Source organism: [Clostridium] fimetarium, from assembly GCF_900111235.1.
GTDB lineage: Bacteria > Bacillota > Clostridia > Lachnospirales > Lachnospiraceae > Clostridium_N > Clostridium_N fimetarium.
Genome location: NZ_FOJI01000003.1, coordinates 325870 through 346612 on the forward strand (window position 1 = coordinate 325870; position 20743 = coordinate 346612).

The following is a 20743-nucleotide window of genomic DNA, read 5'->3' on the forward strand; positions in this document are numbered from 1 at the left end:
TTGCCTTTACAAAGTCAAAAGGAACAAAAACACTATTAACTGTATTTCTGCAATCAATAGTGCTCTTGTTTATACCTTTTTTGTATCTCATATGAAATTCTTTTATTTACTATTAATATTTCTTGCTTTTTTTCGTTTGATAAATGACACCAAAACCAATGATGCCAAAATAAATGCAGATACAACCCCAAGCACAATTATTGTACTTACCATCGTTGTGTCCCCGGTTGCTATGCCATTTTCTACGGCAGTGCTTTCACTGCTTGGAGTACTTGGCTCATTTATTGTAGCTTCCGAAATAGGAGTTTTCTTTACAAGTTCAGCTATTGCTTTTTCCAATGCTGTTCCCGTCGCATCTAAATTTTCCTGTATCACTATTTCATTATTAATTTCTGAATTTGCATCATTCAACGCCATCGTCACTTTTTCATAACTTTCATCTGTATATAGACTAGCATCAATTGATCTTGCTTTCTCCATTTTTTCTTTTAGTTTATTGGGGTTTACAATTCCGATTGCTGCTGCTTTCAATGCAGTGTAGGCAGCGTCAATTTCATTCTGGGAAGCCCTTACATTGGCTGATACGTCCCTAGCAGTTTGCAACGCTGTAGTAAATGGTATCCATTTGTCTTCAAACATAGTATCTATATATTTTGTATTTTCAACTTTCTGAATTAATTCGTCGAGTTGCGCTTTATCCATTTCTCCTGATGGTAGAATATCAATGGCATCTAGTACAAAATTTCCTGATTTCACAGTAACCTTAACCGTATGTGCACTGTTCTTCAAACCATCCTGAATATAAGTTGAATAATGCTGGTTGCTGGATTGTGTGGTAACATCTGTAGCTACCTGTTTGCCATCCACACTAATATCCAATGTCGCAGAACCATCATTTCCACCCAGGAGTGCAAATCCTGCCCCTGACATATCAAATTGAAAACTTGAACCTGGTGTAGCGGTAGTACTTGTTGAACGGTACCAGTCATTACTGCTAGCGCCGTTACCTGCAACACGAATATCCCATGTACCATCATAGGTGACTTCATCAGAAGCATTGTCAATTAATTCGGTAGCATAAGGCTCATATCCATCCACTTTTTCTACAAGCAGATTATCAAAGGTAGTCTCATTCCAACTACAGCCCAATCTTACACGGCCAAAGTATTCTGGATTCAAATCCGTATAGGCATTCACCAAAACCCCATCAACCCACGCGCTTATAACTGCTCCTTTTCCTTCCAATGCAAGCTTGTAGGTCCCCGCATCGTTTTTAGTAGCTGTGCCACTTGCCACAACAGTACTATGTTTCTTTAATGTCCAAATACCATCCTTGGTAATACTCAGATTGTATCCGCTTCCTTCAAATCCCATACCTGTCTGTTGGCGGATATTCAAACCTGCATATCCAACACCTACAGTTACATCTATGCTTGCCTTGTAGTTCATCCAGCGAAAATCACCAACAACACTATTGGGCGTATTGTTATTCCACTGGCTAACACTGTTATTAAGCAGTTGCTTCAACTGTCCGTTATCTACAACGAAAGCACCACTAAAGTCTACGGTATTTCGTGGTTCATTTCCACGACTTGTTAGATAATCTTTACCATAGGCACTATAATCATTATATTCGTCATAATTATAATCATCTGCATACAAAATGTTATCAGTTGTATCCAGAGTTTTACCTGAAGCATCCGTATCTAGTACTGCTTTCTCGTTTGATTCTGGCAAAGGATTCGTGTACTGCGCATCCTTATTACAGTCAAGGGTTGTTAAGGTAACTGTTGAATATGGCTCAACTGTTACAGTATAATAACCATTGCTGTATCCAGCCTCACCAATATATTGCATATAACTATCTGTCTTTGTTTCCCAGATTTCCATAGGTGCGCCGTCTGCAATATCCATATTTTGCGCTTTGACACTATATTTTTGCGTCTTGCTGCTGTTATTTACCATTACAACAGAAAAATTCTTTTTGTCAGGTGCTGCAAGCGTCATATAGCTTGGATTGCCTGCTTCGTTTGTCAAATGATCTGAACCGCTGGAATTATTTGCACTGGCACTTGGAATTACACGCCAAATACCTGCCGTATTGTCTTCATTTTCCCAACCAGTCACAGCAAATTTTGAAAAATGTTCCAATAAATAAATCATTGGGTCATAATGTACATAACCTGCCCATGGCTCTCTTGCACTGATCAGTTCTTTGTGGTCATACTGTGCACCTTCATAAAAAGATCCGACTGCCGGCTGAAAAATATAATGGGTCTTGCGTGAATATACAAAACTCTTAATAAAGTTATCAGCAAGCGCTAATGGACTCTGAAATCCACCAATAGTGCCAGCACCATAAGCGATTGTTTTATTTTCCTGATACTCTGAATAACTAAATGTTGCGCAGCCTTCACTGTACCATATTTCTTTGTCGTCAACATCTGCCATTGTACGATAATCACGTGTTGAATTTGTATCACCTGCTCTATAGTGGAAACCAACAGCAGATACAGCATTATACAATGCAGAATCAGCTCTCATGCTTGGCACAATATTTAGGCTGGTATTTTCATCAGACGCAATGATTTTAATGCTGTTATATGCTTTTTGTGCTGCTGCATCCATATAACTTGGGAAATCTTTTTCTTCTGTTAATTTTGTTTTAAACCATTTGATAAAATCTTCATCAGGATTAGATGTTTCATTGGTATCCGGATTGATATAATCTACTATGTATCCATATTTTTCATAAGCATCAAATACTGTTTGGCTATACCATTTATACATTGCTTCATATCCTGCACCGGTGCGATCACTGTTCCATGCACTCGCAACCCAGGTTGGCATTCCCCATCTTAGGAAACTGACTTTTATATCTGGATTGATTTTCTTTGCATCCGCTGCCAGTTGAAATCCAGGACTTCTGGAAGCATCCGCTTCTTCGGTTTCTAAACGCATTGTACATGCATCTGCACCAGTAGAGTTATTTCCATCGTTGCCCATCTCCATTTTTACATGGTTCATCAGTGGATGTTTACCACCGAACAACACCTGCATCATTTGCTGATATACTTCTGGAGATTCTACCTTATAATCCATCAAAAGGTTACTCGTACTGTTACCACTGAGTAGTCCAAACCCTTTGTAGGTTAGTCCATTGACATTTTGGGCTGCTGCTACCACATCAGTTCCATCTACGACCACTTCGCCGTATTGTGTTGTTATATTTGGAAGAGTCACAGTTCCTTTTGCTACAGAAAACCAGCTAAGCGCTGGAGCCTCTCCTGTGGCATTAATATTTTGCACTTTCATAGTAACCGTACATGCAGAAGCTACTGTGAAATGTGTAAGCTTCACATCAGAGCTTCCAACACCAGATACAGTTGCAGTCTGCGAAGTGACGCTCATCATGCCATTACCACTCAGTACGTAGTTCACACTTCGGCCATTCCACCACTCATGTAAACCTGCCCCAAGTGTATACTCACCTGCCTCTAGATAAAGCTGATAGGTAAGTGCCTCTGTTTTACTGCTACTGTACCATCCACTCTCTATTTTTTTTGTAACAGCTATATTACTTGTTCCTTTTTCTCTAAAATTAGTTCCAATTCTTCCCCATTTATCCGTATCGTTATATATCTGATCGGCAACGGTATTTTTTATTGTTGTGCTCAAAGCCTTGATTGAATCAAACGCTTTGGACTCTTTGCCACTATCTCGGCTGGCATCCACAAAATACACAAGTTCGTTTTCCGCTTTTGGAATCACTTCTACTTGTGCTTTTACTACGTCATTTCCTGCTTGTCCTGTTACCTCAACGGTATCAAAAGGCACCGCAAATTTGGTACTTGGCCAACTCCATTTTACACTCGTGCTTGTTCCATTGACATCAACTGCTGCTGGCAGTGTTGTTTGTTTTGTAGCAGTTGCGTCCTGATACGCTGCAGCATAAATAGTAGTGAGCGTTTCTGCCTCCACTGTGCTTGTTCCAATTGCAGGTATACCAGAAACGATTAAACCTGTGCTAAGTACCAATGCCATAATACGCTTACCTAACAAATTTCTCATTTTCATTTTTCTCATTTTTTTACCCTCTCTCAATTTTTTAAATTATATTAGTATATTTCTAATCACCTCTTTCCATTTTGTCGTATTCATAAAATATTGTTAATTAATGGTCTATACGTGTTAATTTTAACAACTATAACTTTTTTTTGAATGTATTTTTCCACATTTTTCATATATAAATTCTCTTATCTTTGTTTTATTAATCAAATACCATATAATAGACTACTATTTCATATATTTTTTCACTATTTTCATATACTTTTAATATATTTTTTATATATTTTTTATATTTATACAAGAAAAATTGCTTTAATATCTAAATTGAATATCAACGAAAAAAAAGATGCTATGAATCTAATTCCAAAGCCCAAAACACCCTATATGAACTTAATTAAACGTTCATATAGGGTGTTTTATTTTTCTTTTTTATAATTGTAGCTTAATATATACCCTTGATGCGAGGTCAATTAATATTCTAACTATTTAGCCTCTTTTATTAAAGTATTAATTTTGGGTTCAACTTCCTGCAATGTTTTCGTTAAATCTGCATCACTGATCCAGATATTTTCTATTGCTGTAGAGATTGTGCGGTTTTCTTCAGTTCCAACAGTTGCATAGGATTTTGCATTTACCAGCTGATTAATTGCCACTTGCATCTGTGGTACTTTAGCGATAAATGCTGTTAGTGCCGCAGATGAATTTGCGCTGATTCTAGTTGGAAGATAACCTGTAGCGATTGTAGCTGCAGCTGAATTATCTGTATTTGTCATGAATTTTACAAATTGCCAAGCTGCTTCTTTTTGGGCATCGCTGATTTTTGTAGTGATGGCTAAATTAGCACCTCCGGTTACAGTCGCATCAATATCTCCTTTTGGCATAAACGATACACCAACTTCAAATCCATATTTTGTTCCCATTGCTGATAGAGAAACAATGGCACCTGTAGACATTGGGATCATTGCCGTTTTCCCACTTGCAAATTCTGTATATATATTATTATATTCTGCCTGTGGAATTAAATGGGCAGATCCGCTTTGCTTTAAATCCAAGAACATTTGTGTAAAGTTTTTTGTAAGTGTACTGTTAATATTTGTAGTGGTATTGTCACTATTATGTAAACCTGAATTATATGATTTTAAATAGCTGTCCAGAATCCATGGCCATGAATATGTAGTTACACCATATACACCTAATTTACTATGAAGTGTTGTTGAATATGTTTTAAAATCATTCCATGTTGTCATTTTTGTACCATCAAGACCTGCTTTATCAAACATTGTTTTATTATAAATCATAACTGCAGTGCTTTTTAAAAATGGAATAGAATAGCATTTACTATTAAAATAAGATTCTGCTAAAAAGCCTTCCTGAAAATCTTTCATATCTACTTGATCTCTTTTGATATAACCATCCAGGGGAAGTAAAACATTATCATTCACAAATGGTGTCTGATCAACGCCCATAAGTACTACAGCAGGCGTATTTCCAGCAACCGCTGCCGCCTGAAGTTTCTGTCCTACAGTAGTGTAATCTTGTTGATTTACTGCATTTACAGTAATTCCAAGTTGTGTTCCAATGGTACTATTAAATTCTGCAACTTTGTCGAGATTGTATTTCTCAACGGTATCCGTAAAGCAATACCAATAATCAATTGTAACAGGTGAAGTTAAGACATCTTCGGTTTTTGGAACAGTTTCATTAATAACCGTCTCATCATTTTTTTGTGTGCCGCATGCTGATAAGGTACCCACCATCGTAAGGATGAGGGCTAAAGAAAGTAATCGTTTCATAATATCCTCCATTTGTACGCGCTTATTTGTGCGCGCTTTTTCGCATAACAATTTTTTGCAACATTTCCATTTAATGCGATGCAGTTTCCTGCTTTATTTTTCACCGGTATAAGTAAAAGCCCGGATAATCTGTTTTTGTGCAATGAAAAACGCAATGATAATTGGAATAATTAACAAAAGGTTTCCCGCCATAACAATATGATAGGTAATTCCACCTTCTACCATTCTAAGACTGCTGATACCTATTGGTAGCGTACGTACATTATTATTTGTTGTAATTATAAGCGGCCAAAAATAATCATTCCAGGTTGAGATAAAACTGAACAATGCCAGCATAAATATGGTTGGTTTTGCAGCAGGTAGCATGATTTTTGTTATTATTTTTAATTCGGTGGCCTTATCCAATCTCGCAGCTTCCACTATTTCTTCTGGAACCTGCATGAAGCTTTGCCTCATCATAAAAATCCCAAATGCACTCGTTGCGAATGGTAAAATAAGACTCAGATAATTGTTGATCAACCCCCATTTACTAAACATCAGATATATAGGAAGAAAAACGAGCTGACTTGGAACCATCATAGTTGCTAAAATAGAACCAAATAAGAATGATTTTCCTCTAAATTTAAGTCGTGCGAATGCATAGGCTGCCGGAATTACCGTTAAAAACTGCAATGCCATTACACTGATTGAAACTATAATACTATTTACCGTGTATTTCATAAACGGAATTGCTTTAAATGCTGTTACAAAATTCTCCCATTGTGGATTACTCACCCAGAAAGAGGGTGGAAACTGTATTGTTTCCTGTACGGTCTTAATTGCCGTAAGAATCATCCAATAGAATGGGACAAAGAAAATGATTATAATCAATGTATTTATTAGTATTCGTATGGATTTTTTCATTATCTGTTTAATCATGTGTTCCTCCTTAACGGTAATATACTTTTTTACTGAGCACTTTAAAGTATAGAATAGTAAGTACGCCAATCAGTATCATCAATACAACACCTAACGCTGATGCATAACCAATTTTATAAAAGCTAAAGCCATATTCATATACATAATAAACCAATGTCTTCGTGGAATTAGCAGGCCCTCCAAGTGTCATTAATTGTATCGTTTCAAATGTTTTTAATGAGACAATGATATTGACAAGCACCAGGAAGAACATAGTTGGCGATATCATTGGAAGCGTAATTTTAAAAAATGTTTTAACTCGGCTCGAACGATCCAACTGAGCAGCCTCGAACAAGTATTGTGGTATTTTTTGTATTGCCGAAATAATAATGAGCGTGTTATAACCAACACCTTTCCAGACCGATACCATTACCAGTGAAATCATGGCCGTATTTGTATTCTGAAGCCACCTAATAGGTGGCAACCCAATGCATTCCAAAAAATAATTAAATAATCCATAATCCGGTTCAAACATCCATAAAAAAATAAATGAGATAGAAACAAAGGAGATGATATAAGGAGCAAAAATTACGCTCTGCAGTATCTGGTTTATTTTTGTGTTCTTTTGCAGATATGCTGCTAACAGTAAGGACAACAAAATACTTATTCCAACCGATAAAAGCATGAAGGAGAATGTGTTTTTTATAACTACCCAAAATTCAGAATTTCCAAACATCTCCAAATAATTTTTGATACCTATAAATTTCATTTTTCCAATCATATTCCATTTAAAAAAGCTCAGATAAATCATATATATCATTGGGTATAAAAAAAACAAAAATAAAATAATCATGGAAGGAGTAATCAGTGCATATGGCTTTAGCAGTGAACCTGCTTTTTTATAATTTATTTTCTTCATGGCAGATCCTTTCTTAGATGTAAATTCGATTTTCATTAGCATCAAAATAATACAATTTTTCATAAGAAACCATTACTGTAACTTGGGAATACTCCATCATCTTGGAACTATAGGTTTTTGCATTAATACTTTCTTTTTCCAGCTGAATTCGGTATAATATCTCATTTCCTAGCATCTCATGCAGAATAATTTCTCCTTTAAAAGATAGGTACTGCTGATTTTCTTGCACATCATCCGTGAATTCTGTATTTTCAGGACGGAACCCTATGTATTTGGCATTTTCGGGAATCACCAATCCCTCAGGCAAAACGAAATCCAACTGCATAATATTCATTGGTGGATTTCCAATAAATTTAGATGTAAATATATTTTGCGGATTATGATAGATTTCCATTGGTGTACTTTGCTGCATTATTTGACCATCTTTTAATAAAATAATATCTGTAGCCATTGACATTGCCTCTGTTTGATCATGGGTAACATATACAAAAGTAGCATTTAGTTTTCTGTGAAGTTCGATTAAATCAGTCCTAATCTGATTTCTTAATTTTGCATCCAAATTAGAGAGCGGCTCATCCATCAAAAATACAGAAGGGTTCTTTACCATTGCCCTTGCCAACGCGACACGTTGCCTTTGACCTCCAGATAATTTTGCAGGTTTCCTGTGAATATATTCTGACAACCCTACTATTTCACATACTTTCTGAATGCGTTCTGAGCGGGATTTTTTTGGCACTTTCATATTGATAAGCCCAAATTCTATATTTTCCCGGACTGTCATGTTTGGGTATAATGCATAATTCTGAAATACCATCGCAATATTTCGCGCACCTGGTTCCACTTTCTTCATATCCTTACCATCAATATAGATTGAGCCTTCTGTCTCTTGCTCCAATCCCGCGATCATTCTTAATATGGTAGATTTTCCACAACCCGATGGTCCAAGTAACACAGTAAAACTTCTATCTTGAATATTGAGTGATAAATGATCAATCACCGGTTGATTACTTTCATAACATTTCTTAATCTGTTTCAATTCAATTTTAGGTATCATATACTGTCCTTTCTATTAGATGAAAACAAAATGGCGTCTTATGTTTCTTATTTCGTTTTCCGTAAACACTTTACCAAATAGTGACGTTTCTATATTTTGTGTATGGAAGTAAAGTATTAAGGCTTCAATATTATCCGCATCAGACCTTAATAAATCTCCATATAATTGTATTGCTTCATACATGATTGGGTTTTTCAAGTTATAGGTATATGTAATCTGATAGTCTGCTGATATATCAACCAGATCTACTTTACATAGATAAAGTAGCAGCGCTGCAAGAATTCCTGTACGATCTTTTCCAGCAGTACAGTGAAATAATACACTTCCATTTTCCAAAGCAGATGCAATGGTTTTTATGATCTGCATAATATTGTGAATATTATTCTTAAATAAAGTCACATACCCTTCACTCATACTTTTTTTAAATTCATCTGGAGAAGAATATTTATGCATCGTGGCTTCTAAAATTGAATTGTTTTGTTTTTCATCGAGCATTGGCATGTGAAGATAATGAATGCTTGGTGTTGTCGTATAAGCCTGACTGACCTTTTCTTTGGTTGACCTTAAATCAATTATAGTTTTCACATTCATGTGCTCTAACCTTTTCCATTCATCCTTTGAAATATTTGCCAGCGAATCAGCTCTATAAAACACTCCAAATCTGGTTACTCCACCGTCATTCGTAGGATATCCTCCCAAGTCTCTAATGTTATAGGCATTTATAAAAGGATACCGTCTAAAATATTTCATTTTGTATTTCCTCATCTCTTTTTCTTTTGCATTTTCAGTATAGCAAATACATATTGAGCACTACTATCAAGTCTCTGTAAACTCTTTGTAAATTGTACGTAATGTTTAAATTTTGACATTGTGTTTTATTTTAACGTGGTGTAGAATGAATTTAAAATGATGAAAGAGGTGGTTTCGTGGAACAAAAGAACAAATACTTAAGACATGGAGAAAAGCAATATAACTTAATTTTGTCGACTGCAGAAAAGATTTTTGTGGAACAGGGGATTGAAAAAGTGAAATTATCAGATATTGTGGAAGAATGCGGAATTATGAGAGCTACTTTTTATAGGTACTTCAAAAATAAAGAAGAACTCCTATGGCATATAATGAGAACGCATACCACAGATTTTTTTCAAAAATTAGAGGATAAAATAGGCAGTAATGATTGCACGACCTTTGATAAATTCGAAAAATTTATCAATTTATTATGTGAGGGATTTGATTGTAATCCAAACTCCTATATATTTATTGATCTATTTAAAGATACTTATCTAAATGCCACCAGTCATGAAGACAGTGAATTGTTAATGACAATATATGAAGAAGATGATTATCACACTGGTGATACTGTAAAATTCTTTCTGGAAAATTTTTATGATGGTTCTGTGAAGGACGTCCTTGATCCCAAAATAACTGCCGTATCAATTTTATATAGCTCCATTATAATTGTTTCTACCATGGCAAAACAAACAGCGACCATTCCAGCCAAGTACCAGATACAGGCAGGGGATTTGGTTCGCTTTAGTTTAAATGCATTATTAGACAGTATTAGACCCTAAAAGGAGGAAAGAAAACATGAGCAGCAAATTAGTTATAATATCTGTAGATGCACTACAGACTCAGGATTTAGAGATAATGAAAGAATTACCAGGTTTTAAGAAAATTCTAGAAAAGGCTTCTATCGTAAAAAATATTAGAGAGGTATATCCTACTCTTACAAATGTAAATCACGTCAGCATAATTACAGGTGTTACACCAGCACAACACGGTGTTTACCACAATCAGTATCCTTATGCTCCTGAGACAGACACTAACTGGAATGTAGTTGGGTATAATTGGATCTGGGAAAGTAGTGCCATAAAAGTCCCAACTTTAATTGATGCAGCCAAAGAGGCTGGACTTACTACCGCAGTTGCTACCTGGCCAACAATGGGTGGAGCTATTCCAGATTACAATTTTGCAGAGATGTGGCCTTACATGTATGGATCACCAAGAGCAAGTTATGGAGTAGGTAGTTCACCAGAAATTATGGATCGTTTTTTTGATAAATATGTGGCAGGTTTTGATTTCGCAAAATCTTTTGAAGTAGATCAGTTTGTGGTACCAATTGCTTGTGATATCTTAAAAGAGAATCAACCTGATTTGTTACTTACACATATTATTTTGTTAGACGGATATCGCCATAAAACAGGTAATGATAGCGAATATGTTGAAAAAGCTCTGATGAAAGCAGATGTGCATATTCAAAATATTTTAAATGCAACAAAAGAAGCTGGAACCTACGAAAACACGAATTTTATTATTGTTGGTGATCATGGTCAGATCAACATAGAACAAGAATTCCAGTTAAATATTCCTTTTATAGAAGCAGGATTGATTTCACTCGATTCTAAAAATTTGGTAAAAGATTATACCGCTTACAGTTTTTCAGCAGGCTTTTCCAGCCAGATTATGCTAAAAGATCCAAAGGATGAAGCCATGCTATCTAGCGTTTACCATCTATTATTAGAGCTTCAAAAACAATATCCAGATTACATAGAACATATTTATACGATAGAAGAAGCCGCAGAAGAAGGTCTTACAGGACCATTTAGCTTTGTAGTGGAAGGAACATTAGGAACTTGTTTTGGTAATCAATATACGGGAGCACTAATCACTAAAGCAAATTCTCCCGACTATCATTCCTATAAATCAAATCACGGTTACCATCCTTCCAAGGGACCCAAACCATTAATGATTGCATTTGGACCTGATATTAAGGAAAATGCAGTAATTGAAAGTGCATCTGTTTTAAATGAATGTCCAACATTTTGCAAATTGCTGGGAATTCAAATGCCAACTGCAGAAGAAAAAGCACTGGATATAATAAAGTAATAGGGCAAAAAGGAAACCTATAATAAATTTATTGTCAAATACTATAACTTGCTTGATAAATACAAAACAGAAGACTACATGTAGCCTTCTGTTTATTTTCTTTGATAGCTTTTATAATTTTCTGTCTGTTTTACTTCTACTATGCTTCAAGAGCAAATTTTGAAAATGACAATCTTAGGTCTCCCGCTATTCTACTACAAATATTAACGACTTTACCCATAACGACTGTATATTGATCTTCCTTTGCGCTGATATTAATAGAAGTATGATCTTTTGTTATTTCTACTTTGTCAACATCATCTAATGCCTTTATTTCTTTTAGAATTAATTCTGATTCTGCATCTGTTATTTTTTTTGATAATTGATAACATCTTCCCATTATACACACTCTTTCTTTACGCTAAATTACGTCATTTATTTCGAAAGGTCAGTTACCGACTATTCTTCTATATTATAACACTGTTATAGAAAAATATGTGCAATTGCTAAGATTTTTATTAATTGCATTACCCATTTGGATGAACTTAAGAGGCCTGATCGATTTATAGCTCTCTTGCTATTTGGTTGGCATCCCATATTGCATACATAATATTATGTACATTACGGGAATCACCAACATTGTAAATAATTTTATTGGTATCTGTCATTGTGTCAAAAAGACCTTTTTGGGAACTATATCCCACCGCAACAATGACCGTATCTGCCTTTATTTCTTTCCCGCCATTTTGTGTTTCAATTGAGACAGCATCATCCATTATCATTTTTATGGATGAGTTACAATACACGTTTACTTCGTTAAACACTAAGAGATCTTTGAGCATATCGTAATTTGCAAAGCACATATCTTCTCCACCACCAAGTATCTGTGGTTTTGCTTCTACAATTGTAACATTTTTACCTTGTTGACGTAGCCACAATGCTGTTTCACAACCGACTAAACCGCCACCAACAAAGACAATATCATCACCTGCTTTTTCTATATCTTTTAATATTTCATCTGCTGTAAATATATTGTTTTTATTACCTAAGTCTAATCTTATCGGTTTTGAACCTGTTGCAAAAATAACAACATCCGCGTTAGATTTTTCAATCATCTTTTTATCCGCTTTAAAGTTGAGCTTAATATCGACCGGAAGTTTCCCTAGCTGTACCTTGTACCATTTCAAAAGTGCACGGTCATCTTTCTTGAAATCAGGTACAGAACCCACAATAATATTGCCGCCTAGTTGGTCACCTTTTTCTAGAAGTGTGACCTGATGACCTCGCATAGCACAAACTCTTGCTGTTTCCATACCTGAAAGGCCACCACCGATAATCAACACATTTTTCTTATCGACAGCTGGTATGATTGCCAAAGATTTCTCTCTACCACAGGCTGGATTAACTGCGCAAGATATTGGTAACCCATGAGCGAGTCTATCTAAACAGCCCTGTTGGCAAGACAAACATGGACGAATGTCTTCTAGTTTTTCAGTACGGATTTTTTCTGGTAGATAAGGATCTGCAAGCAGAGGTCTGCCATATGCGACAATATCGCATGATGTACCTAGTGCTTCACAGGCCATTTCTGGATCATCCATTCTTCCCGCAAGAATAATTGGAACATTTACATTTTCCTTTAGAATTTTACCAAATTTTCTATACATGCCTTTTTCAAAATACATAGGTGGATGATTCCAATACCATGAATCATAGGTTCCTGCATCTACATTCAACAAATCATAGCCTGCATTTACTAGAATCTTAGCAGCTTCAATCCCTTCCTCAATATCCTTACCCTTCTCCACAAAAGCTTCTCCAGGTAACGCCCCTTTACGAATTTCTTTGACATAGCTCTTTAAGCTGTAACGTAATGATACTGGGAAATCCTCGCCGCAAGCAGCCTTAATCCCTTTTACAATATCAGTAGTGATCTTTAAGCGGCCAAGCAAATCTCCGCCATATTCATCTGTACGTTTATTATATAAAGAAATTGCAAATTGATCTAACAGATAGCCCTCATGAACAGCATGAATCTCAACGCCATCAAATTTTGATTCCTTTGCAACAACAGCACTGGCAACAAAAGATGCAACTAATTCTTCGATTTCAGCAACCGTCATAGCTCTATGCATAATGGATGGATCCCATCTATTTTCCTGTTTTGATGGGGCAATACCATTTTCCATTAGTTTTGGAATTATTACTCTACCAAATCCTGCTGTTAGCTGCAGAAATATTTTAGCATCATAAGCATGAATTCTTTCGTTCATAGGAGCACAAGATTTTGCAAACATTAATGGTTTATAGGAAGCACAAGGCATTGCTAACGGTACAAATTCATTATAATTTACATTTGTAACACCTGTTATTATTAGTCCTGTACCACCTTTTGCACGTTCTATATAATACTCCTGCGCATCTTGGGTAAATCCGCCGCAAGGATCTGACATAGCCACCATTCCCAATGGGGCCATAGCAATACGATTTTTCAAAGTAAGTTTACCAACCTTAAGGTGTTCAAAAAGTTTTCCATATTTATTAGTCATTATTAATCCTCCTTATCAGATTAAAGATTAGTGTGAATTTAGTATAAAAGTTTTGTTCTATTAGACATTGAAATAAAATATCCAACGAAATATTTAAAATCATATTTTAATAATTTTTTAGTGAGATGGTACTTGGAAACATCGTGAAATAGATGTCCGTAAACGGGATCTATAAGAAGTACATAATTCAAAAATATCTTGATGAGCTGTAATGTCATACAAATATTCGAGAAACAAGAATTTACCTATGCATAGGTGAGAAATAAAGAACAGGAGCAAGTTTAAAATCGACTTAACGATAAAAGCACAGACACAATTATAATATCGTGTGAGTTCAAGTCTTATTTATAGTATAGCACAATATATACATAAATCCAAGGAACGTCATATAATCCTAGGGTTGCTATAAAAATCAATAACGAAATGTCTCTCTAAAAACATAAGATTTTATATTCTTCAATCCATAAAAACGGTTTTAAAAAAAGGCTATATCACAGTGATTTCCTGGTGATATAGCCTTTTATACTATGCCTTTGTACTATTCTTTCTAATGATTTTTCCGCTGTTTCACACATTCAGAAAGCAGAAATTCAATCTGTCCATTGATGGAGCGGATATCATCCTCAGCCCATGCAGCAAGTTCATTCCACAAGCTAGGGGAAAGGCGAAGTAGTACCTGCTTCTTTTCTTTTTCTTTATCTTTTATAAATTTTTGCTTTTGTAAAATTTCTTTTTCAAGTACACTTAATTGTTCTAAGCGTGCTTTCAGTTTTTCTTCTTTTTGAAGTATCTTTTCTTCCATAATTCATACCTACTATTCTGAAGCTCATTTAGAATGATTAATAAATGGAACCAGTGTTTACGATTGGCTGAATGTCCTTGTTACCGCAAAGAACAACTAGCAAATTACTAACCATGGCAGCTTTTCTTTCCTCATCTAAAACTATAATTTCCTCTTCACCTAATTGTTCAATGGCCATTTTCACCATGCTAACTGCGCCTTCCACTATCTTTTGTCTAGCGGCTATGATGGCCACTGCCTGTTGACGCTGAAGCATTGCAGCTGCGATTTCTTCTGCATAAGACAAATGGGTAATTCTTACTTCCTGGATATTCAAGCCTGCTTCCTCTACCCGTTGTTGTAGCTCTGCTTTCATACTATCCGCAATTTCCTGACTGCTTCCACGAAGCGTTTTTTCATCGCTGTCATCTTCAAACGTATCATATGGATATAGTCTTGCAATATTTCGAATCGTCGAATCGCATTGAATGGACAAAAATAACTTATAATTTTCAACATTAAAAACTGCTTTGGTTGGATCAGCAACTTTCCAGATAACAATGGCACCAATGATAATCGGATTTCCCAAAACATCATTCACTTTTTGCCTTTCGTTACTTAAAGTCATGGTTTTTGTGGATATTTTTTTGCTCAAAGTAGGTGCATCCTGCATACCATTGGTCTGGGAACCATTTGCAGATGCAGTCGATGCTGCGCCCCGATGAGTTGGATTAAAGGCAGATGCAAAAGGATGGGTATAATAAAAACCCTGATGCTTAATGGTTCCGTAATACTGTCCGAAATAAGTCATTACAAGTGCCTCATTAGGATTGACAATGTGAAGACCTGGAATCAGAAAAAAGAATGCAAAAAAAGCCACAATTCCTATCGCAAGCATAAATCCTCCTAATATATAATTCTCATTGTCTAAAAAAATACAACCAAGTACAAAGAAAACAATAGAAAGAGTAAGTTCTAGAAGCAACAGGAGCAACACCGGGCCTCCGTTTAAAGGTTTTAGTTCTTTTTCTTCAATTACATTCTGTTTTGGATTTTCTTCTAAATTCATAATGTTCTCCTCTTTTGCATTTCATACGCTGCTAACTGCATATGTGATATTATTTTAATATCATAATAATATTACTTTTTAGATGTAATGTCAATATAAAGTTAGGCAAATGAACTTGCTCCAAGGAATTCTCACCTAATACTATTTCCTAGTCTTTTTACTAGTCTTTCTTTAGCTTACCAACAACATAATCATATTGAAAATGTGGAAGTAAACAGTTTGTACAGTCCTTACACCCATTTTCAAGTAATACAAAATCTCCACCACAATCATTGCGCTGGTACAGTGGACAATAACAAAATAGACAACTAAAATCTTTCTTTTGGTTTTCACTCATCTTATGGCAAGGAAAATATTCACACTCCTTGTTTTGAAAAAAGCGGTATGACATATGTTTCCTCCTTATAAGCTACACTTGCAGCTCAAATTTATTCACAATTAAAATAACAGTCTCTTTATCTATCCCCAAAAATTATAATCATTATTACTGTTCATATACGAATTAATTCCATAAGAGGTATATTGACTACTTACACTTTCGATATTCGCGGTTGCATTCTGTTCTACTTTGCTTCCTATATATGACATTCTTGATGAAAACACGTTAGAACTACCAAATGCCGCTTTCAAATCACTAACACTCGCACTTTCTAATATGCTTGTATCTAAGCTAATCGTTCCATCTTTTGACTGCGTGATTCCTACCTTCTTTAAGGCATCTGTATTATCAACTACTAATGATTTCATCTGCTGAAGGTAATATTGATTCAGCGTACTATCTGTCTTTTTTAGCTTATCTTCTGTAGCATTATAAGCTTCCACAAAGCTCTTTACATTTTGAACAATATCTTTATTACTACCGCTCTTTTCTGCCTTGGCAAACAGCGAATCCTCACCTGTTGCAAAAAAATCAGAAGTGTATTCATTTAATTGACCTGCTGATTTCTCAAGTAGCTTATAATTGTTATTTTGTAATTTACTTAAAGCACTATTATTGTTTATTCCACTTAATAGGCTACTATCCGAATCTTTGTTATTAATAATATCCAGCAAAGTCGTCTGATTTAGTTGTATTCCTGCCTTTTGTGCGGTGTTTTGAAGCATCTGATTTGTAATTCTCAAAATAATTTCCCCCATTTTCATGAATATATTTATAAATATTTTTATCTTCTATATAATATATCGTCATCTTGCTTCTAAACTAAAGTACCAAAACACTTATAAGTTTTAAATAAGAAAAATGACGCCAAAATCAAAGGGTATATTTCGCTCCTTCGATTCTGACGCCATCCATAGCTTCATCTTTAATTGTTTTTCTATGCAGAAAAGTCGATATTTTTACCTACCTGCTTTTCATTATCTGTCTCCACATGATTGCTCATGTTCTCATACAGGGTATCATTTATTTTCTTTATCAATTCTTCTATGGAAGAGGCGGTTACTGTTACCGTATTCTTAGAATAATCACCTTCAGTTTTATCTGTCTTATCTGTTTTATCTGCCTTATCTGTCTTGCTTTCATTATCAGCCACTTTCTGTTCTGTAGCCTTTTTGGTAAGCTTTTCCGATGCTTTTTCTGCTGACGTTTTCTTTTCTTCAGCATTCTTGGCCGCATTTTTTTCAATTCGCTTTTTCTGTTCTGTCTGTGATATATCTATAACTGCAAAAAATGATACTGTTCCACCATCATTCACCTGCATGCCATATGTTTTCACACTACTTTCATTACTTCCAAGGCTAGATTTCAACTCGCTCAACTGTGATGTTGCCCCACTAATAATTCCTTCATATTGCTTGCGATAACTTTCATCTGATGCCATTTTCTCGATCTTGTCTGTATCAATCAAAACAACTGTGCGATTCGCATTGGCATAACTTCCGACATTTTCTTGTGCCTGTGATTTTTTTTCCTCACTTACAAGTACAAAATCCATGCCTGAGTATTTCTTCTTTAACTGCTCATAATATTTTGCTGCAGAATCACTTAATTCTGGTGCGCCAACTGTACTGCCATAATTTGCTTTTGCGGTTTTACCCGTTGCTGCGTAATTAGATGTAACTGTGTTATTTTCATTTTGTGTAACTGCATTTGTATTCATATTATATCCTCCTTGAATTACCTGTAGTAGCAAATCCTTTCACTACCAAAATCATTTAGCTATTACGAATTTGATTTATGTATTTTATATCGGCACATTCTTTAATAATTTTAATGAAATTTAAAAATTTCACTTCCTGTTTTAATATCTAATCTATATGTACCATAAATCACTACGCCTGTGTAATCAGATCCTTCACTTTTTGTTCTAACTGCTCTACTTGAAAAGATTCCTCATTCTTCATGGATTTCAGCTTACCTAATACCTGCTGAACTTGACTTTTTGTTTCATCTACACTGTCCTGTGATTTATGTATTTTGGACTGCATGTTCCAGTCAGCAATTAAACCGTCAAAGAAAAAGTCTGCAAATTTAGAAAATCCACTTATTTCTATACCAATGTTATTCGAAATTCTAACATCCGCAAGCTCCGTTCTAAAGTGTAATAATGCCTTCTGCGATTCTTCTACTTCACTTGTTGCCTTATCAATATGCGAATGTTTTGCAATGTCAGCAACCAGACCGCCACCAAGCATATCCCAGGTTCCCCAACCTTGCGCACTGTTCAGGCTGGTGGTCGCATTATCTAGATGTGAAATAACTTGATTTCCCGCCTGAATGGCTTCCTTAATTTCATTTATGTTATTATTTATACTGTTAATCTGATCCGACAACATCAGTATACTATCAACCACTTTAGAAACCGACTGAAGTAACATCTCTTTTTTCTTTTCATAAAGTTCGTGATAGGTACTTTCACAAGATTGGTATTGGGCCATTTCTGAAACAAGCTTTGAAATTTGATCATTTACAGTTTCAAGATCCCTCGCTGCTTGGTCATATTTTAATCGGGCTGCCAACGCTTCTTTTTGTTCTTTTTCTAAATGTTCATTAAAATTACCAAGGATTGCATGGAACATGTGAGACACACTTTTACCTTCCAGATTGTCTACATCAAATTCTTCCTTCTCTAAACTATTTTTCAGCTCTGACACTTTAATTGTAAATGTTGTCTTCTGACTATTTAGTTCGTCTAACATTGAATTAATCTTTTGTAGTCGCAGCATGCCCTGCTGTGCTTCTTCTAGCTTACGGTTTACTTCGTTGTTCATTTTTTAATTTCCCCTTTTCTAATCATATTTGTGCAAATCTTAACTACTATATATTAAATCACAATCCCATCACAATGATCGATTTCATGTTGAATAATCTGTGCCGTCCATCCAGCAAATGAATCTTTTTGCTTTTTGAAATTTCGATCCATATATTCCACTTCTATGAATTCATATCGTGTTGTCTTTCTAACACCTATTAATGATAGACATCCTTCCTGCGTTTCATAGGGTTTTGATTTCTTTATAATAACTGGATTGATCATAGGTACGCATATAACGCCCATACTATACACAATAATTCGTTTCTTTTTCCCTATCATATTTGCAGCCATACCTACACAATGCTGCGCATTCGCTTTTAAGGTGTCTAGCAAATCATCAATAACAGCTACATCCTCCTGCGTTGCAATTTCTGCTTTTTGTCCCAGAAATATGACATCCTTCACAACTGTTCTTACCATCACACGTTCCTCTATTCTACTTTATTCTGTTCATTTTAAAAATGTATTCTAATTACTGTTTTATATACAAAACATCTTCACTGATAATCTGAATCACGATCCCTTTTTCTTGCATTTGCACTGCTTTGCTAACCTTAGCACCATAGTTTCCATACTTCCAATTGCTGCTTCCTTGTCCCCCGACCACTAGATAATCCACATTTTGAGTTAACCCACTACTACAAGCACCTCCATTACCTATGATAAATGCCTCAATATCTGACTTTACACCCCTTCTAAAGGTTCCCGTCAGGCAACAAACTTTGCTGATCAAGTCAAGTTCTGGATTTTGTACCCAAAAACTGCTATTCACCACTTTCTGCACCGGTAATTTCTTAGTTGATACTGGTGTACTTTTGACATTAAGTGAAAACAGTTCAATATCACTGTCCTGAATTCCATACTCCATTGCAAATAATTCATATAGACTTTTGCATGCCTTTGTATCGCACATTGCATCATGATGATTATCTAAATCAATATGATAAGCATCGCATAAAACGTTCAACTTATGACTTCCATAGACTTCTTTGGGAATATGGCGACGAGCCTTTTTGAGCGTACAAATATACGAAAAATCTGGGACTGCAATTTCATAACTTGCCAATGTCTTTGAGATTACTCTAAGATCAAATGTAGCATTATGTGCAATCACAACTCCATTTTCAAAGAAGTGCTTGATGTCATTCCAAACGCTAGGAAATGTTGGCGCATTTTCAACCATTTGTGGTGTGATATGATGGATACTCATATTCATATTGTCAAACCTTGCTTGGGGGTTAACCAAGTACTCTTTTGCAAAAGTAATCTGGTTATCCTCAACATGTAGAATCGCAATTGAACAAATTGAGTTTTGAAAGGCGTTTGGGGTTTCTACGTCTACTACTGTGAAATGGGTGAGGGTTGTTTGGGGTGTCATTTTAATGTTCCTCCTTGTGGTATACCTTGGTTTCAATTTATATGTCGTGTCTAATTATTTAATTGGTAAATGTTCCTTTATCATATGAACTATAACTTAACAATAGTATAACATAT

18 protein-coding genes are annotated in these 20743 nt (G+C 35.4%); 2 read left to right on the plus strand and 16 right to left on the minus strand.

Going from position 1 to position 20743, the window contains the following annotated elements; genetic code table 11:
• Window positions 1–102: 102 nt before the first annotated feature.
• The 6 genes from BMY18_RS05835 to BMY18_RS05860 form a co-directional block, all read right to left on the minus strand.
• Complete coding sequence (locus BMY18_RS05835; protein WP_092451513.1) at window positions 103–4086, minus strand: glycoside hydrolase family 30 protein; 3984 nt, start codon at window positions 4084–4086, stop codon at window positions 103–105.
• Window positions 4087–4550: 464 nt separating this feature from the next.
• A complete protein-coding gene (locus BMY18_RS05840) occupies window positions 4551–5861 on the minus strand; it encodes an ABC transporter substrate-binding protein (protein WP_170841315.1) in 1311 nt (436 codons plus the stop codon).
• Between the two features lie 93 nt (window positions 5862–5954).
• Window positions 5955–6779: a carbohydrate ABC transporter permease gene (locus BMY18_RS05845; protein WP_092451517.1), complete on the minus strand. Its 825-nt coding sequence runs from the start codon at window positions 6777–6779 to the stop codon at window positions 5955–5957.
• Between the two features lie 10 nt (window positions 6780–6789).
• On the minus strand, window positions 6790–7677 hold the full coding sequence (locus BMY18_RS05850; protein ID WP_092451686.1) for a carbohydrate ABC transporter permease: 888 nt from the start codon (window positions 7675–7677) through the stop codon (window positions 6790–6792).
• Window positions 7678–7690: 13 nt separating this feature from the next.
• Window positions 7691–8731: an ABC transporter ATP-binding protein gene (locus tag BMY18_RS05855; protein ID WP_242940971.1), complete on the minus strand. Its 1041-nt coding sequence runs from the start codon at window positions 8729–8731 to the stop codon at window positions 7691–7693.
• 15 nt (window positions 8732–8746) lie between these two features.
• Window positions 8747–9481: a tyrosine-protein phosphatase gene (locus BMY18_RS05860; protein ID WP_170841316.1), complete on the minus strand. Its 735-nt coding sequence runs from the start codon at window positions 9479–9481 to the stop codon at window positions 8747–8749.
• Between the two features lie 176 nt (window positions 9482–9657).
• On the opposite strand from BMY18_RS05860, the gene BMY18_RS05865 reads away from it, so the two are divergent.
• Complete coding sequence (locus BMY18_RS05865) at window positions 9658–10302, plus strand: TetR/AcrR family transcriptional regulator (protein ID WP_092451520.1); 645 nt, start codon at window positions 9658–9660, stop codon at window positions 10300–10302.
• A gap of 16 nt (window positions 10303–10318) precedes the next feature.
• Window positions 10319–11617 carry an alkaline phosphatase family protein gene (locus BMY18_RS05870; protein ID WP_092451522.1) on the plus strand — a complete coding sequence of 433 codons (1299 nt, stop codon included), beginning with the start codon at window positions 10319–10321 and terminating at the stop codon, window positions 11615–11617.
• A 139-nt stretch (window positions 11618–11756) separates the two neighbouring features.
• Here the strand turns inward: BMY18_RS05870 and BMY18_RS05875 are convergent, their stop codons facing one another.
• The 10 genes from BMY18_RS05875 to BMY18_RS05920 all read right to left on the minus strand — a co-directional run bounded on the left by BMY18_RS05875 (window position 11757) and on the right by BMY18_RS05920 (window position 20627).
• Window positions 11757–11996 carry a hypothetical protein gene (locus BMY18_RS05875; protein ID WP_092451524.1) on the minus strand — a complete coding sequence of 80 codons (240 nt, stop codon included), beginning with the start codon at window positions 11994–11996 and terminating at the stop codon, window positions 11757–11759.
• A 163-nt stretch (window positions 11997–12159) separates the two neighbouring features.
• A complete protein-coding gene (locus tag BMY18_RS05880; RefSeq protein WP_092451526.1) occupies window positions 12160–14145 on the minus strand; it encodes an oxidoreductase in 1986 nt (661 codons plus the stop codon).
• A gap of 547 nt (window positions 14146–14692) precedes the next feature.
• Window positions 14693–14851: a type II toxin-antitoxin system antitoxin gene (locus BMY18_RS21700; protein ID WP_139197232.1), complete on the minus strand. Its 159-nt coding sequence runs from the start codon at window positions 14849–14851 to the stop codon at window positions 14693–14695.
• Between the two features lie 133 nt (window positions 14852–14984).
• On the minus strand, window positions 14985–15995 hold the full coding sequence (locus tag BMY18_RS05890; RefSeq protein WP_092451530.1) for an SPFH domain-containing protein: 1011 nt from the start codon (window positions 15993–15995) through the stop codon (window positions 14985–14987).
• 160 nt (window positions 15996–16155) lie between these two features.
• The gene (locus tag BMY18_RS05895; RefSeq protein WP_092451532.1) at window positions 16156–16386 is read right to left on the minus strand and encodes a cysteine-rich small domain-containing protein; all 231 of its coding nucleotides are present in this window, start codon (window positions 16384–16386) and stop codon (window positions 16156–16158) included.
• A 68-nt stretch (window positions 16387–16454) separates the two neighbouring features.
• Window positions 16455–17117: a hypothetical protein gene (locus BMY18_RS05900; protein WP_092451534.1), complete on the minus strand. Its 663-nt coding sequence runs from the start codon at window positions 17115–17117 to the stop codon at window positions 16455–16457.
• 194 nt (window positions 17118–17311) lie between these two features.
• Window positions 17312–18094 carry a DUF6033 family protein gene (locus BMY18_RS05905; RefSeq protein WP_092451536.1) on the minus strand — a complete coding sequence of 261 codons (783 nt, stop codon included), beginning with the start codon at window positions 18092–18094 and terminating at the stop codon, window positions 17312–17314.
• Between the two features lie 172 nt (window positions 18095–18266).
• Window positions 18267–19205, minus strand: a complete 939-nt coding sequence (locus tag BMY18_RS05910) for a coiled-coil domain-containing protein (RefSeq protein ID WP_092451538.1) — start codon at window positions 19203–19205, stop codon at window positions 18267–18269.
• A gap of 53 nt (window positions 19206–19258) precedes the next feature.
• On the minus strand, window positions 19259–19669 hold the full coding sequence (locus BMY18_RS05915) for a peptide deformylase (protein ID WP_092451540.1): 411 nt from the start codon (window positions 19667–19669) through the stop codon (window positions 19259–19261).
• Window positions 19670–19721: 52 nt separating this feature from the next.
• Complete coding sequence (locus BMY18_RS05920; protein ID WP_092451542.1) at window positions 19722–20627, minus strand: exonuclease domain-containing protein; 906 nt, start codon at window positions 20625–20627, stop codon at window positions 19722–19724.
• Window positions 20628–20743 lie beyond the last annotated feature (116 nt).